The 15,207-nt window shown below is 69.6% G+C and carries 8 protein-coding genes; 6 read left to right on the top strand and 2 right to left on the bottom strand.

Features of this window, described 5'->3' with window-relative positions:
* Positions 1-31: 31 nt before the first annotated feature.
* Positions 32-1,717, bottom strand: a complete 1,686-nt coding sequence (locus IPJ17_11325; protein ID QQR72119.1) for an acyl-CoA dehydrogenase family protein — start codon at positions 1,715-1,717, stop codon at positions 32-34.
* 281 nt (positions 1,718-1,998) lie between these two features.
* On the opposite strand from IPJ17_11325, the gene IPJ17_11330 reads away from it, so the two are divergent.
* On the top strand, positions 1,999-3,357 hold the full coding sequence (locus tag IPJ17_11330; protein QQR72120.1) for a replication-associated recombination protein A: 1,359 nt from the start codon (positions 1,999-2,001) through the stop codon (positions 3,355-3,357).
* Positions 3,358-3,594: 237 nt separating this feature from the next.
* Here IPJ17_11330 and IPJ17_11335 read toward each other — a convergent pair whose 3' ends face one another.
* Positions 3,595-4,470 carry a transposase gene (locus IPJ17_11335; GenBank protein QQR72121.1) on the bottom strand — a complete coding sequence of 292 codons (876 nt, stop codon included), beginning with the start codon at positions 4,468-4,470 and terminating at the stop codon, positions 3,595-3,597.
* A 316-nt stretch (positions 4,471-4,786) separates the two neighbouring features.
* On the opposite strand from IPJ17_11335, the gene IPJ17_11340 reads away from it, so the two are divergent.
* The 5 genes from IPJ17_11340 to IPJ17_11360 all read left to right on the top strand — a co-directional run bounded on the left by IPJ17_11340 (position 4,787) and on the right by IPJ17_11360 (position 15,193).
* Positions 4,787-7,495, top strand: coding sequence for a S8 family serine peptidase (locus tag IPJ17_11340; GenBank protein ID QQR72122.1), 2,709 nt, complete (start codon positions 4,787-4,789; stop codon positions 7,493-7,495).
* 52 nt (positions 7,496-7,547) lie between these two features.
* On the top strand, positions 7,548-9,617 hold the full coding sequence (locus IPJ17_11345; GenBank protein QQR72123.1) for an oligopeptide transporter, OPT family: 2,070 nt from the start codon (positions 7,548-7,550) through the stop codon (positions 9,615-9,617).
* Positions 9,618-9,973: 356 nt separating this feature from the next.
* Entirely contained in the window at positions 9,974-11,158 is a 1,185-nt protein-coding gene (locus IPJ17_11350; protein ID QQR76148.1) for a M48 family metallopeptidase, read from the top strand.
* A 58-nt stretch (positions 11,159-11,216) separates the two neighbouring features.
* Positions 11,217-12,644: an L-serine ammonia-lyase gene (locus tag IPJ17_11355; GenBank protein QQR72124.1), complete on the top strand. Its 1,428-nt coding sequence runs from the start codon at positions 11,217-11,219 to the stop codon at positions 12,642-12,644.
* 89 nt (positions 12,645-12,733) lie between these two features.
* Positions 12,734-15,193 (top strand): peptidase M14, encoded by a 2,460-nt coding sequence (locus IPJ17_11360; GenBank protein QQR72125.1) that lies wholly within the window; start codon positions 12,734-12,736, stop codon positions 15,191-15,193.
* Positions 15,194-15,207: the final 14 nt, after the last annotated feature.

Genomic DNA, 15,207 nt, shown 5'->3' on the forward strand with positions numbered 1-15,207 from the left:
GAAAGCCTCGGGGCCTGGAGTCGAATGGTGATCAGACGGCAGCGCCGTCGCGGTTGCGTCCGTAAAGTGCGTCGGCGGCGAGGTCGAGATCGTCGAGCAGCCCGGCCTGGGCTGCCAGGATCCTGGGAAGGCCGAGCGCGTGAGCGAAGGCCGGCACCTCGTCACCGCCGACGCCGCCGGCACCGACGGACCAGCGCAGCCCCTCGGAGACCACCTTGAGTGCCGCCTCGCGGGCGAAGGCGCGGGCCAGGGCGGCGAGGGGAGCGGCGCCGAGGCGCCGGTCGCCCTTTTCGGCGAGCGTCCCCGCGGCGGCGCGCGCGGCGCGCCGGGCGAAGGCCGCGGCGGACTCGGCCCAGGCGGTGAGCTCGCCGACGCGGAAGAGGACGTGCTGGTGGCGAGTCAGACGGGCGACACGCGCGCGCTCGTACAATTCGGCGAGCGCGTGCAGGGCGAGCGCGGCGGTCGCTGCCCCGACCTCGGGGTGACGCGATGCCAGCTCTTCGGCGCGACGCGCCTCGGCGTGGAAGTAGTCGCCCCGTGTCTTGAGGTGGAGCTGCCAGCGGTCGCGCGCGATGGTCATCTCGAGGATCTCCGAGGTGCCCTCGTAGATCGTCGTGATGCGCACGTCGCGCTTGATCTTCTCGACCAGGTACTCCCGCGTGTAGCCGTAGCCGCCGAGCGCCTGGATGGCGGCTTCGGCGGCGGCGTTTCCGGCCTCGCTCGCCATGTACTTGGCGATCGCTCCCTCGGTGTTGAGCGTCCCCTCGCCGAGGTCGATCCGCTCGGCGGTCTCCTCGATGTAGGCGCGGGCGGCCTCGAGCCGTGCGGCGTGCGGCACGATCAGCTTGTGGGTGTAGCCCTGCTTCTCGGAGAGCGGCGCGCCGCCCTGGATGCGTTCGACCGAGTAGGGGATCGCCTTGTCGAGCGCCGCCCACCCGGCGCCGAGCCCGAAGGCGGCGACCATCAAGCGGGTATAGCCGAAGACCACCTGCGCCTGCAGCAGACCCTGGCCCTCGTCGCCGCCAACGAGGCGGTCGGCCTCGACGACCACGCCGTCGAGCATCACCGCCGCGGTGTTGCTGGCGCGGATGCCGTGCTTGTCCTCGGGCTTGCCGTGCGAAAGACCCGGTGTGCCCTTGTCGACGACGAACCAGGTGGGACCGCCGGGGGTCTGGGCGAGGATGCTGTAGAGGTCGGCGTAGCCGCCGTTGCTGATCCACTGCTTCGCGCCGTCGATCCGGTAGGCGACGATCCGGCCGTCCTGCTCGATCCGTTGCGCGGTGGTGCGCAAGGCGCCGAGGTCGCTGCCGGCCTCGGGCTCGGTGGCGCCGTAGGCCATCAGCAGGCCGTGTTCGGCGATGGCGCCGAGGAAGCGCTGCTTCTGCTCCTCGGTGCCGCCGAAGTGGATCGGGTCGCTGCCGAGGAAGGTGGCGAGCACGCCGGTGGCGACGCCGAGATCGATCCGTGCCAGCGTCTCGCAGACGCGGTAGACGTCGAAAGCGCCGCCGCCCATGCCGCCGTAGGCTTCGGGAATGAACAGCAGCGAGATCCCGAGCTCGCCGCACATGCGACGCACGATCGGTTCGGGAAACTCGTCGCGGGCGTCGAGGTCGAGGAGCGCCGCGTCGGGAAGCTCCTCGCGCGCGAAGTCGCGCAGCGCTTCGAGGGTGAGATCGAGCGTTTCACGGTCGAGTCCGGCTGGCTGGGCGGCGGGCATGTCGTCGTCTCCGGTCGGAAGAGTGGACTCACGGCGGCGCGGCTTGCCCGAGCGGGGTGCGAGCGGCGACCTGGAACGCGAGTCGTTCGGCAGCGAGGCTATCGGGGGCGCTGGTGCGTCACGACCCCCCCGAGGGTGGCGAACGCCCCACCCTCACGGTATCTCGCGACAGGCCACCCCTTGGGGTGGGGCAGCGTGTCGTCGCTCGCGGCGAAGGTTCGCTCGGCGTCGCCCTGCGGCGAACGCGGAAGATCGTGGAAAGATCGCCGACGGAGATGCTCATGCGACCGACCCTCTTCGACGACCCGAGCTCGCCTCGACATGACGCAGTGCGGCGCGACGCGCCGCTCGCCGAGCGGATGCGGCCGCGCACGCTCGACGAGGTGGTCGGCCAACAGGCGCTCGTCGGACCGGATGGGTTTCTGCGGCGCGCGATCGCCGAGGATCGTGTGCCGTCGATCGTCTTCTGGGGGCCGCCGGGGTGCGGCAAGACGACGCTGGCTCGACTCATCGCCGAGACGACCCGGGCCGAATTCGTGCCGTTCTCGGCGGTGACCTCGGGGATCAAGGAGATCCGCGAGGTGATGACCGAGGCGGCGCGGCGGCATCGCGCGCACGGTGCGCGAACCCTGCTCTTCGTCGACGAGATCCACCGGTTCAACCGGGCGCAACAGGATGCCTTCCTGCCGTTCGTCGAGCGTGGCGAGATCGTGCTGGTGGGGGCGACGACGGAAAACCCCTCCTTCGAGCTCAACGCGGCGCTGCTCTCGCGCTGCCGGGTCGTGGTGCTCGAGCCGCTCGACGCCGAAGCGCTCGCCGAGCTCGTGCGGCGGTCGCTCGTCGACGGCGAACGCGGCGTCGCCGTCCAGGGTCTCGAGCTGAGTGAGGAGGCGATCGCGGCGATCGTCCAGCTCGCCTCGGGCGATGCGCGCAAGGCGCTCAATCTGCTCGAGCTGCTCGCCGCGGAGAGACGGCCCGAAGGGGCGGCGCGCATTACCGAGGTCGACGTGCAGGCGGTGGCGCAGCGCAAGGTGCTGCTCTACGACAAGGCGGGAGAGGAACATTTCAACCTCATCTCGGCGCTGCACAAGTCGTTGCGTGAGAGCGATCCGGACGCGGCGCTCTACTGGCTGGCGCGGATGCTCGAGGCGGGCGAGGAGCCGCTTTACGTGACCCGCCGGCTGGTGCGCTTCGCGGCGGAGGACGTGGGACTTGCCGACCCGCGGGCGCTCACGCTGGCCGTGACCGCGTGGGACGTCTACGAGCGGCTGGGTTCGCCCGAGGGGGAGCTGGCGATCGCCGAGCTGGCGGTCTACCTGGCGCTTGCGCCGAAGAGCGTGTCGGTCTATCGCGCCTGGGGAGAGGTGCGACGAGCGGTGGCCGAACGCCCCGCCGAGCCGGTGCCGTTGGCGATCCGCAATGCGCCGACACGGCTGATGAAGGAGGTCGGCTACGGGCGCGGATACGTCTATGCACCGGACACCGAGGGGGGGATCGCGGGGTTGGAGTGCCTGCCGGAGGCGCTGCGGGGGGCGCGGTTCTACGTGCCGTCGGGCAAGGGCGAGGAGGAGCGGCTCGGTCGCCGGCTGGAGGAGTTCGCGCGGCGGCGGGAGGAGGCGCGGCAGCGCGGGAACGACTGACTCTCCCGGAGGTGCCAGCGACTTGTCGTGAGGGAAGGTCGGGTGGTCGTTTCCGAGACCTCGAATGCGGCAGAGCAGACCAGATTTGGTTGGCTTCCGAGGTCCCATGTCGGGCAGACGGCCGCGGCAAGGGACGAGACCTCGCTCCAGCGCTCGACGATCGGTGGGTGGACGACGGACTCTCGCTGTCTCGAGCTCGGCCTCGAGCGGTTTCGCGCGATTGTGGAGTGGAGCTATTTACTTGCCGACGGGCAGCGGGGGAGGAAAGGCTCGGTCCGGGAAGATCACGAGCCGGTCGCCCATTCGGAGTCGGTCGGCGGCGATTCGGTAGGCGCCGACAAAGGCGCGATAGGCGTCGACGAATGCGAGTCGAACGATCCGGTGTGCCGCGTGTATGAGGGGCGCTGGCGAGCGCTTCGTCGTCGAGGGTCGTTGGTGTGGGTGCTGCCGCTGAATGCGCTCAAGTCCGAGCGGGTCTCCTTGCTCGCGGCGTCGCTGGAGCCCTTCGGACTCGACCTGACAGACGAGCTCGTCGAGGCGAAGGCGATAGGCCGCGTCGGTCAGGTGGCCCCAACAGGGAAGCCGAGTGAGGACGATCGTCTCCGTACAACGACAAGCGGACCCATCGACCGGAGTCTGCCGCTGGCGAAGTCGGTACTCCTGCGTGCGGTCGACCCAGACGCCGGTCAAAGGGGAGCCCTCGACGAGGGCTGGCAGGGCATTCGGCCCGGGCCAGTCGCGGGGGTGATCCACGAGCCCTTCCTTCACGCCATGACGCAGGAGGTAGAGCAGTCGAGCAACCTGGGCTTCCTGTTCTCCGGAAACCACGATCAGCTGGTACCGACGCGCCCAGAAGGGACCCTGCCAGGCATGAAGTCGCCCGGCTTCCTTGGCGAGGTTGGCCTCGACGAACGCCATGAACAGCGCGAGCTGCTGAGGCGTGTCCGGGGAGAGCAGTAGATGGATGTGGTTGGAGAGAACGACGAAGTAGTGCACCGTCATGCGGTACCGCGCCTGGGCTCGCCCGAGGATCCCGAGCACCAGGTCGTTGAGTTGCGGCGAGGGGCGCAACAGTAGCCTTCCCTGCACGGTTCGGCAGGTAACCTCGACCATCGAGCCCTCAGGAATGTAGCGAAGCCGGCGTCCCATCGACCCCAATGACGCAATTCCTGAGGCGAATCTGCCGCTTCTCCGCCTGAGCTCGACCACCAGCCCGGCGCCTCCAGGTGCCAGCGACATGTCGTGGGCTGTCACCAGGTGCCGGCGACTTGTTGTGGCGACTTGTTGTGGAGCGCCTTGTGGTGGCTCGGCAGGGACCTGCGTGGGCCGGCATCGGCGCGAGATCGCCGGGAGAATCCGGTGGGCTCGCCTCCTGGTTTGCAGCTAAGATACGGAGGTTCATCCCCTGCGACCGATCTCCGGAGGCCCCATGCGCCCTGTCTGCTCTGCGGTTCTCGCCCTCGCCCTGGCTGCCGCGCCCGTTGCGGCGTTGGCCAAGATCTCGCCTGCGCTCGAGCGGGTCTTCGCGGACGCCCCCGGCGGCCGCGCCGAGATGCTGGTGGTGATGACCGAGCAGGCCGACCTTTCGGCGGCGCACGAGCTGTCGAGCAAGCTTGCGAAGGGGCGCTACGTCTACGAGAAGCTCACGGCGACCGCCAAACGCGCCCAGGCGCCGCTGCTCGCCGAGCTCGAGCGTCGCGGCATCGTCCACCGTTCGTTCTGGGCGGCGAATTTCCTCTGGGTCGAGGGCGACCTCGCGCTGGCGCAGGAGCTCGCCGCGCGTCCCGACGTGGCGCGCCTCGATACCAATCCGAAGCTGGTGATGGAGCAGCCGGTCGTCGACCTCGCCGAGCAGAACCGCAGCGACGCTCCGCTCGCGGTCGAATGGAACATCACCAAGGTGAACGCACCCTCGGTCTGGGCCTTGGGCTACACCGGGCAGGGCGCGGTCATCGGCGGACAGGACACCGGCTACCAGTGGGATCATCCGGCGCTCAAGAGCAAGTACCGCGGCTGGAACGGTGCGAGCGCGGATCACAACTACAACTGGCACGATGCGGTCCATTCCGGCGGTGGCACCTGCGGCCCAGACTCGGTCGTCCCGTGCGACGACGACCAGCACGGAACTCACACGATGGGCACGATGGTCGGCGACGACGGTGGATCCAACCAGATCGGCATGGCTCCCGGGGCGCGCTGGATCGGGTGCCGCAACATGAACGTCGGCGTCGGCACCCCGACGAGCTACATCGAGTGCTTCCAGTGGTTCATCGCGCCGACGAATCTCGCTGGCCAGAACCCCGACCCCGCCAAGTCCCCCGACGTGATCAACAACTCCTGGGGCTGCCCGACCTCGGAGGGGTGCAGCGCCGCGAACTTCGGTGTCATGCAGACGGTGGTGGAGAACGTCCGGGCGGCGGGCATTTTCGTGGCGGTCTCGGCCGGCAACGACGGGTCGGCCTGCTCGACAGTCAACACGCCGGCAGCGATCTATGACGCCGCGTTCTCGGTCGGCTCGACGACCTCGACCGACGCGGTCTCGAGCTTCTCGAGCCGCGGTCCGGTGACGGTGGACGGCTCGAACCGCATGAAGCCCGACATCGCCGCCCCCGGCTCGAACATCCGCTCGAGCATTCCCGGCAGCTCCTATGCCGGCGGCTGGAGCGGCACCTCGATGGCCGGACCGCACGTGGCCGGGCTCGTGGGACTGATGGTCTCGGCGGTTCCGGCGGCAGCCGGCGACGTCACCCGCCTCGAAGACCTCATCCGTCAGTCCGCGGTGCACCCGACCTTCGGCGGGGAGTGCAGCGTCGCGGCAGGGATCTTTCCGAACAACACCTTCGGGGCTGGCCGCATCGACGCACTCGCGGCGGTGAACCTGCTGCTCTCGCAGGCTGACTTCCAAGTGAACGCGACGCCGGCGAGCCGGACGGTCTGCGCGCCGGCCAGCGCCACGTTCGACATCGCCGTCGGGCAGTTGGGGAGCTTCGCCGAGCCGGTGACGCTCGCGGCCTCCGGAAATCCGGTCGGCTCGACGGTGGGCTTCGCCGCGAATCCGGTGAGTCCGGGCGGTGGCACGACGATGAACGTGACCACCGTGGGCGTGGCCGCCGGCAGCTCGACGATCACCGTCTCCGGTACGGCGAGCCCGAGTGGCACCTTGCGTTCCGACACGGTCGATCTCGCCGTCTTCACCGGCTCGGCCGCAGCGCCGGCGCTCACCGCGCCGGCGAACGGGGCGATCAACGTCGCACCGCGCCCCGCCTTCTCCTGGGGCGCTGCTGCCGGGGCGGCCGACTACCTGCTCGAGGTCGACGACAGTGCCGGGTTCGGCAGCCCCGTCTACACCGCGACGGTCGCCGGGACCAGCCACACGCCGACCGTCGACCTGCCGTCGAACACCCATCTCTACTGGCGGGTGACCGCCAACAACCCGTGCGGCTCGGCGGTCTCGCCGGCCTTCTCGTTCACCACCCAGGCGCTTCCTGGGGATTGCGCCACCGGATCGGTACCCCATCTCGTCTACGACTTCGGGTTCGAGACCGGTCTCGGCGGTTGGGCTTCGAGCGGCACCGGCAACACCTGGGCGATCACGACGAGCGCCGCCTACGTCCATGCCGGGACGCAGGCGATGCACGCCACCGACCCGACCGCCGTCGCCGACCAGCGGCTGGTTTCGCCGGCGCTTGCGCTGCCGGCCGGCGAGAACCCGGTGGTGCTCGTCTACTGGAACTCGCAGTCGTTCGAGAAGTCGACCAGTGGGTGCTACGACGGCGGGATTCTCGAGATCTCGACCGACGGTGGCACGTCCTGGATCCAGCTGACGAACGCGACGCTGCTCACCGATCCCTACGACGGCACGGTCTCGACCTCCTTCTCCAACCCGATCGGGGGAGCCTCGGCCTGGTGCGGCGATCCGCAGGCGTGGACGCGCTCGGTCGTCGACGTGAGCGCCTACGCCGGCCAGACGGTGCAGTTCCGTTTCCGGATCGGCTCGGACACCTCCTCCGGACGCACCGACGGCTGGAACCTCGACGAGATCAAGGTGCAGAGCTGTGCCCTCGGTGCGGTCTTCGCCGGCGATTTCGAGAGCGGTTCGATGGCGCAGTGGAGCGCAACCTACCCGGCCGTTCCCTGAAGTCTTCGCCCGAGAGCGTCACCCCTCAGCGGATTTGACCGGGAGATCGGCCATGGAAGAGAAGCGTTCGGAGCCGTTCGTCAGCGCCGCGACCGAGATGCGCGAAGCCACGCCGCGTGCGCTGCTACTCGGCGTCGCGATGGCCGTCTTCATGGCCGCCGCCAATGCCTATCTCGGTCTGAAGGCCGGCATGACGATCGCCGCGACCTACACCACGGCGGTGATCGGCATGGCGGTGATCAAGGCGCTCGGCGGGACGATTCTCGAGGAGAACTGCGCGCGCACCGTCGGTTCGATCGGCGGCAACGTCGCGGCGGGAGCGATCTTCACCCTGCCGGCGTTCTTCATCGCCGGGATCTGGCCGACCTTTTTCACCCCGGCCCACTACGTGGTCTCGACGATCATCCTGGTCGCCGGCGGCCTGCTCGGCATCATGTTCGTGACGATCACGCGCCGCGTGCTGGTGAACAACGCCGAGCTGCCCTTCCCGGAGGCGGTGGCGGCCTCGGAGATCCACAAGGCGGGGCAACGAGGGCAGGGCGGGTCGCGCCACCTTCTCGCCGGGATGGGGATGGGCGCGTTCTTCGCCCTGCTCGCCGAGCTCAAGGTGCTCGCGGCGAAGTGGCAGACCAGCCTCACGGTCGGCAGGGGGGCGCTCGTGGTGCGCGGGCCGGAGGCGAGCCCGGCGTTTCTCGGCGTGGGTTACATCATCGGGCCGCGCCTCGCCGGGATCAACTTCAGCGGCGGCGTGCTTGCCTGGGGTCTGCTCGCCCCGGCGATCGCCTTCTTCATGCACTGGCACGACGCGACGCCGGTGGCCAACTGGGCCACCGAGATCGCGCTCGTCTGGCGCAACACCGTGCGCCTGATCGCCATCGGCGGGATGCTGGTCGGAGCCTTCTACACGCTCTACAAGATGCGAGCGAGCCTCGTCGAGGGGATCGCTCGCTCGGTCGGCAATCTCACGCGACGTCGCGGCGCGGGCGAGCCGCAGGCGATCCGCACAGATCGCGACATCCCGATCCAGTGGGCGCTCGTCGGCATCGCCGCGGTGCTTGCGGTGATGGTCTTCGTCTTCCAGTGGTTCGCCGGCAGCCTCCTCGCCGCGACGGTCGCCGCGGCGGTGATGCTGGTGCTCGGGTTCATCTTCGCCGCCGTCTCCGGCTACCTCGTCGGCATCATCGGCGTGTCGTCGAATCCGACGAGCGGGCTCACCGTCACGGTGCTGATCGCCGTCGCTTTCCTGATGGTCGTGCTCGGCCTCGAGGGGGCGACGGGGATCGCCGCGGTGCTCGGCGTGGCCGCCTTCACTTGTGTCTCGGTGTCGGTGGCAGGCGAGATGATGCAGGACCTGAAGGCCGGCCATCTGCTCGGGTGCACCCCCTGGCGGATGCAGGTCGGCGACATCCTCGGCGTCACCGCCGCCTCGCTCGCCATGTTCCTCGTGCTCTCCGTGCTCCACCTCGGCGACATCAAGAGCGCCGTCGCGCAGAAGCTCGGCGAGCTCGAGAGCGCCGGCGCGGCGAGCGTCGAGTACGCCGGCGAGAGCTCGGCGCTCGCCCACCGGGCCTACAGCCTCACCGAGGTGCGAGCCCTCGCCCCGGAGTTGCAGAACGAGCTGCTGGCCACCAACGCCGGCTTCGGCGGTGCGCGGATCGCCGCGCCGCAGGCCAGCCTGATGGCCGTCGTCTCGCGCAGCATCATGGAGCGCAAGACCGAGTGGATCCTCATCCTGGTCGGCGTCTTCATGGGGCTCGCGTTCATCTTGATGCAGGTCAAGAGCCCGATGCTGGTGGCGGTGGGAATGTATCTGCCGATCGAGACCTCGTTCGCCATCTTCGTCGGCGGTCTGTTCAAGGGGATGCTCGACCGGGCAGCGGAGCGCGAGAAGTGGGAGAAGGAGCCGAAGGAGCGCGCCGAGAACGCCGGCACGCTCCTCGCCTCGGGGCTGATCGCCGGCGAGGCGATCATCGGCATCCTCTTCGCGGCGCTGAAGTTCGCCGAAGTCCGACTGCCCGAGCTGCTGGAGCACCCGTCCTACCTGACGAGTCTCGTCGGCGTGGCGATCCTGGGGACGATCCTGATCGTCGTGCCGCGCCGGCAGGCGCGCGCCGAGCGATGACCGCGCAAGCGGCACCCGAGCGCGCCGGGCGCTCTCGGTCCCCGGACGAAACCCGAGCGAGTGAGCCGACGTAAGGTCGGGAAAGGCCCGACGTGTCGTCGCAGGTCTTGCTGCGGTCGCTGGACGCCGGAAGGCGATCCGGCAAGGAGGGTGCGATGAGGTTGCGATCCGGAGGGCGGAGTTGGGCCCTGGCACTGCTGTTGTCGGTCGCTTCGGCCGCCGGGGTCTGGAGTCTCGAGGAAGCACCACGGAACCCGACCTCGCCTGGGGGTGCCGGCGCGCCTGCGGCGGCGACGCCTGGAGCCAGCTCCACCGCGTTCGATCCCCAGAAGGCGACCGAGGCCTACCTCGCGCGGATGCCCGCCGCGGAGCGCGCCAAGTCCGACGCCTATTTCGAGGGCGGCTACTGGCTGCAGCTCTGGGGCTTCCTCTACGGCCTGGCGGTGGCTTGGCTCCTCCTCGGGACGGGGCTCTCGGCGCGACTGCGCGATCTGGCGAACCGGATCACCCGGAGAAGGTCGCTCGCCGCCTCGCTCTACTTCGCCATGTACCTGCCGTTGGTCTCGCTGCTCTCCTTCCCGTTGACGGTCTACTCGGACTACTTCCGCGAGCATCGGTACGGCCTCGCGACCCAGAGCTTCGGTCTCTGGCTCGGCGACCAGGCCAAGGAGCTGCTCATCGGCCTGCTGCTGGGCGCTGCGTTCGTGCCGCTGCTCTACGCCGTGCTCCGCCGCAAGCCGCGCACCTGGGCGCTGTGGGGGGCTCTCCTCGGACTCGGCTTCCTCGTCTTCGGGGCGGTGATCGGGCCGGTCTTCATCAATCCGCTGTTCAACGAGTACAAGAAGCTCGAGGATCCGAAGGTGCTCGCGCCGATTCTCGCGCTCGCCCGGGCGAACGGCATTCCCGCCCACGACGTCTGGGAGATGGACGCCTCGCGGCAGACGACGCGGATCTCGGCCAACGTCAGCGGTCTTCTCGGTACGGAGCGCATCACCCTCAACGACAACCTGCTCAAGCGCTGCAGCCTGCCCGAGATCGAGTCGGTGATGGCGCACGAGATGGGGCACTATGTTCTCAACCACGTCTACGAGAGCGTCCTCGAGCTCGGCCTGCTGATCGTCGCCGCCTTCGCCTTCGTGCGCTGGGGCATGGAGAAGGCTTTGGCCCGGTGGGGGGCGGCCTGGCGGCTCGACGGGGTCTCCGACGTGGCGACGTTGCCGCTGCTGGTCGCCATCTTCTCGGTCTTCTTCTTCGTTGCGACCCCGGTGACGAACACGATCATCCGCGTCAACGAGGTCGAGGCCGACATCTTCGGCCTCAACGCGGCCAGACAGCCGGACGGTTTCGCCGAGACGGCGCTCAAGCTCGGCGAGTACCGCAAGCTCGCGCCGTCGCCGCTCGAGGAGATCCTCTTCTTCGATCATCCGAGCGGCCGGAACCGGATTCTCATGGCGATGACCTGGAAGGCCGAGCACCTCGACGACCCGAAGGTCGCGACCGGCGGGGCTGCCGCAGGAGCGAATCCGGCGGCGACGCAGTAGTCTTCCCGGCACGCAAGGGGGAGAGACGGGTTCCTGTCCCCGCTCTCCCGGCACGGGAATGACACTCTCGGTCTTCGACCTCTTCAAGATTGGCATCGGTCCGAGCAGCTCGCACACGCTCGGGCCGATGAACGCGGCGCGGCACTTCGCCGAAGGGCTGGCCCAGGGCGGGGCGCTCGATCGCACCGCCGGGCTGACCGTCGAGCTCTTCGGCTCGCTTGCCGCCACGGCGAGAGGCCACGCGACCGACAAGGCGGTCGTCCTCGGGCTGCTCGGCGAACGGCCGGAGCTCCTCGATCCCGACCAGGTCGATCCGCTCGTGGCGAGCGTGCGCCGTGACGGCCGGCTGCCGATTCTCGGTTGGCGAGCGGTTCCCTATGTCGAGGCCGAGCACTTGCGCCTCGAGCTTCGGCCGTTGCCGTTCCACCCGAATGCGGTGCGCTTCACGGCGCGCGACGCCGGCGGTGCGGTCGTCGGACAGCGGACCTTCTACTCGGTGGGCGGCGGCTTCGTCGTCGAAGAGGGCGAGTCGGTCGGATCGGGGCGCGGCGACGGGAAGGAGGTGCCGCATCGTTTCCACTCGGCCGCCGAGCTCCTGGCGCTCTGTCGGGAGCTCGGGCTCTCGATCTCGGGGATCGTGCGGGCCAACGAGCTGGCGATGCGCCGCGCGACCGATCTCGAGTCCGGACTGCAGCGGCTGTGGGAGACGATGCAGACCTGCGTCCGGCGCGGCTGTCGTGCCGACGGCGTGCTGCCGGGCGGACTCGAGGTGCGGCGCCGCGCTCCCGCCCTCTACCGGCAACTCGCCGAGAACCCGGAGTCGGGGCTCGCCGACCCGCTCACCGCCCTCGACTGGGTCGGGCTCTACGCGCTCGCGGTGAACGAAGAGAACGCCGCCGGCGGGCGGGTGGTGACCGCGCCGACCAACGGCGCCGCCGGAATCGTGCCGGCGGTGCTGCACTACTACCGACGATTCGTCCACGGTGCGAGCGACGAGGGCGTGCGGCGCATGTTGCTCACCGCGACGGCGATCGGCACGCTCTTCAAGGAGAACGCCTCGATCAGCGGTGCGGAGGTCGGCTGCCAGGGGGAGGTCGGCAGTGCCTGTTCGATGGCGGCCGGCGCGCTCTGCGAGCTCCTCGGCGGGACGCCCGCGCAGGTGGCGGTGGCCGCCGAAATCGCCATGGAGCACAACCTCGGGCTGACCTGCGATCCGGTCGGCGGGCTGGTCCAGGTGCCGTGCATCGAGCGCAACGCCGTCGCGGCGGTGAAGGCGATCCAGGCGGCCCGCTTGGCGCTGCGCGGGGATGGCGAGTCCTTCGTCAGTCTCGACGACGTCATCCACACCCTGGCGGCAACCGGGCGGGACATGCGGAGCAAGTACAAGGAGACGGCGCGCGGCGGTCTCGCGCTGCGCCTCCGCCCCATCGAGCCCGGCGCGGGGTCGCCCGAGCCCGAGGTCAGCGTCGGCTTGCCGGACTGCTGACTCCCTTGACGCGGAGGGGCGGAAGGCGATCTGCTTCGAAGCAGATTCGCCGACTCCGTTTCGGGCCGGACTCTTCCTTCCAGGTCGCCATGATTCGACACCTGTGCCGTCTTTCGCTGCCGATCGCTCTTGCGCTCCTGCTGGCGCTCGTCGCTCCGCCGCTCCACGCTGGCGTCGACGTCGCCGATCCGTTCACCGGTGACGGCCCCTGGATGGTGCGGGCCTTCTTCGTCCCCGACGCCGACCGCCAGGAGGTCGGGCGCCGCTTCGATCACTTCTCGGTGGACCGCAAGAGCGGCGCGCTGCGTCTCTTCGCGGCCGACGCAAGCGACCTCGAGTGGCTGCGTGCCCGCGGCTACTGGCTCGAGCTCGACGAGGCGACCACGGCCGCGATGCGCGAGGCGCAGCGCCGCGCCGCCACGGAGCAGACCCTCGCCGGCATTCCGGGATACTCCTGCTATCGGACGGTCGAGGAGAGCTACGCCACGGCGGACGCCATCGTCGCCGCCCATCCCCAGCTTGCGTCGATCGTCGACATCGGCGACAGCTGGGAGAAGGTCACCGCCGGCGGCAACCCCGGTTACGACCTGCGCGTGCTCCGGCTCACCAACTCGGCCGTGCCGGGGCCGAAGCCGCGCTTTCTCCTGCACGGCGCCATCCACGCTCGCGAGTACACCACCGCCGAGCTGGCGCTCCGCTTCGCCGAACAGCTCGTCGACGGCTACGGCAGCGACGCCGACGCGACGTGGATCCTCGACCACCACGAGGTCCACCTGCTGCTGCAGGCCAACCCGGACGGCCGCAAGAAGGCCGAAGCCGGCTCGTCGTGGCGGAAGAACACGAACGAGGCGTACTGCGGCGCGACCTCGACCTCCCGTGGCGCCGACCTCAACCGGAATTTTCCGTTCCAATGGGGCTGCTGCGGCGGGTCGAGCGGTTACCCCGCTACCTGCGCAACGGATTTCCGAGGCGACTCACCGGCCTCCGAGCCGGAGGTCCAGGCGATCCGCAACTACCTCCTGGCGATCTTCCCGGATCAGCGCGGTCCGGAGCTGACCGATCCGGCGCCGCCCGACGCCAGCGGGCTCTACCTCGACCTTCACAGCTTCAGCGAGCTGGTGCTCTGGCCGTGGGGGTTCACCTCGACCGTGGCGCCGAACGGCACGGCGTTCGCCACGCTCGGGCGCAAGTTCGCGTACTTCAACGGCTACATGCCGGAGCAGTCGATCGGTCTTTACCCCACCGACGGCACGACCGACGATTTCGGCTACGGCGAGCTCGGCGTGGCCTCCTACGCCTGGGAGCTCGGGACCAACTTCTTCGAAGACTGCGTGACCTTCACCTCGACGATCCTGCCCGACAACCTCGCGGCGCTGCGCTACGCCGCCAAGGTCGCGCGCACGCCCTACCGCACCCCCGCCGGTCCGGACGCCCTGTCGGTCACGCCGAGTGTGAGCGTGGTGGCGCCCGGCGATCCGCTCGCGGTCACCGCGACCCTCGACGACACGCGCTATTCGAGCGCCGGCGGCGTCGAGCCGAGCCAGCCGATCGCCCAGGCCGAGCTGACGCTCGACACCCCGCCGTGGGCGGCCGGAGCGGCGCCGATCGCCATGAGCGCCGTCGACGGGGCGTTCGACGAGACGGTGGAGCCGGCGACGGTGGCGGTTCCCACGGCAGGGATCTCGGAGGGTCGCCACCTCGCCTTCGTGCGCGGGCGCGACAGCGCCGGCAACTGGGGGGCCGTCTCGGCAACCTACCTCACGGTGATGGATCCGCTGACCGCGCCGACCGTTTACGGAGTCGTTCGCGACGCGACGAGCGGCTCGCCGCTCGCGGCGACGGTGTCTGTCGGGCCGTTCTCGACGACCTCCGACGCCGGTAGCGGGGCCTATTCGATTCAGGTGCCGACCGGCACGTACGCGCTCGCCGCCTCGGCGCTCGACCACGCCTCGGCCAACGTGGCGGCGGTCACACTCTCCTCCGGCGATTCGCGCCTCCAGGACTTCTCGCTGGTGCCGTACACGGCGGCGCTCGCGGACGACGTCGAAGGGGGGAACCTCGGCTGGGCGGCCGCGAGCCCGTGGGCGATCACCAACCTGCAAGCGCATAGCCCATCGCACTCCTGGACCGATTCCCCGGGGGCTGGCGTCGTCTACGGCAACAACGTCGACACCTCGCTGGTCTCCGCGATCCAAGACCTCTCGCAGGCGAGCGGCGTCCATGTCTCCTTCTGGCAGCGCTACGAAACCGAGCCGACCTTCGACTTCTGCCACGTCGAAGTCTCGGGCGACGACGGAGCGACCTGGACCGAGCTGGCGAGCTACGACGGGACGCAGTCGACCTGGACCCAAGTGACGCTCGCCGCGCCGCAGCTCGACGGAAAGGCTCAGGCGCGGATCCGCTTCCGTCTCTCGACCGACGTCTCGGTACAGCGCGACGGCTGCTACGTCGACGATGTCGTGCTGCGCGCGGCGATGGCCCCGATTCTTTCCTTTGCCGACGGCTTCGAGAGCGGCACGCTGTCGAATTGGGATGCTTTCGGACTCTGATCGCGGTCTCGGTG

The organism is Holophagales bacterium (genome assembly GCA_016699405.1).
Lineage (GTDB): Bacteria > Acidobacteriota > Thermoanaerobaculia > Multivoradales > JAGPDF01 > JAAYLR01.

Coding starts and splice junctions, on each gene's coding strand:
- IPJ17_11325 (QQR72119.1), bottom strand. CDS start 1,717: ATGCCCGCCGCCCAGCCAGCCGGACTCGACCGTGAAACGCTCGATCTC.
- IPJ17_11330 (QQR72120.1), top strand. CDS start 1,999: ATGCGACCGACCCTCTTCGACGACCCGAGCTCGCCTCGACATGACGCA.
- IPJ17_11335 (QQR72121.1), bottom strand. CDS start 4,470: ATGGTCGAGGTTACCTGCCGAACCGTGCAGGGAAGGCTACTGTTGCGC.
- IPJ17_11340 (QQR72122.1), top strand. CDS start 4,787: ATGCGCCCTGTCTGCTCTGCGGTTCTCGCCCTCGCCCTGGCTGCCGCG.
- IPJ17_11345 (QQR72123.1), top strand. CDS start 7,548: ATGGAAGAGAAGCGTTCGGAGCCGTTCGTCAGCGCCGCGACCGAGATG.
- IPJ17_11350 (QQR76148.1), top strand. CDS start 9,974: ATGCCCGCCGCGGAGCGCGCCAAGTCCGACGCCTATTTCGAGGGCGGC.
- IPJ17_11355 (QQR72124.1), top strand. CDS start 11,217: ATGACACTCTCGGTCTTCGACCTCTTCAAGATTGGCATCGGTCCGAGC.
- IPJ17_11360 (QQR72125.1), top strand. CDS start 12,734: ATGATTCGACACCTGTGCCGTCTTTCGCTGCCGATCGCTCTTGCGCTC.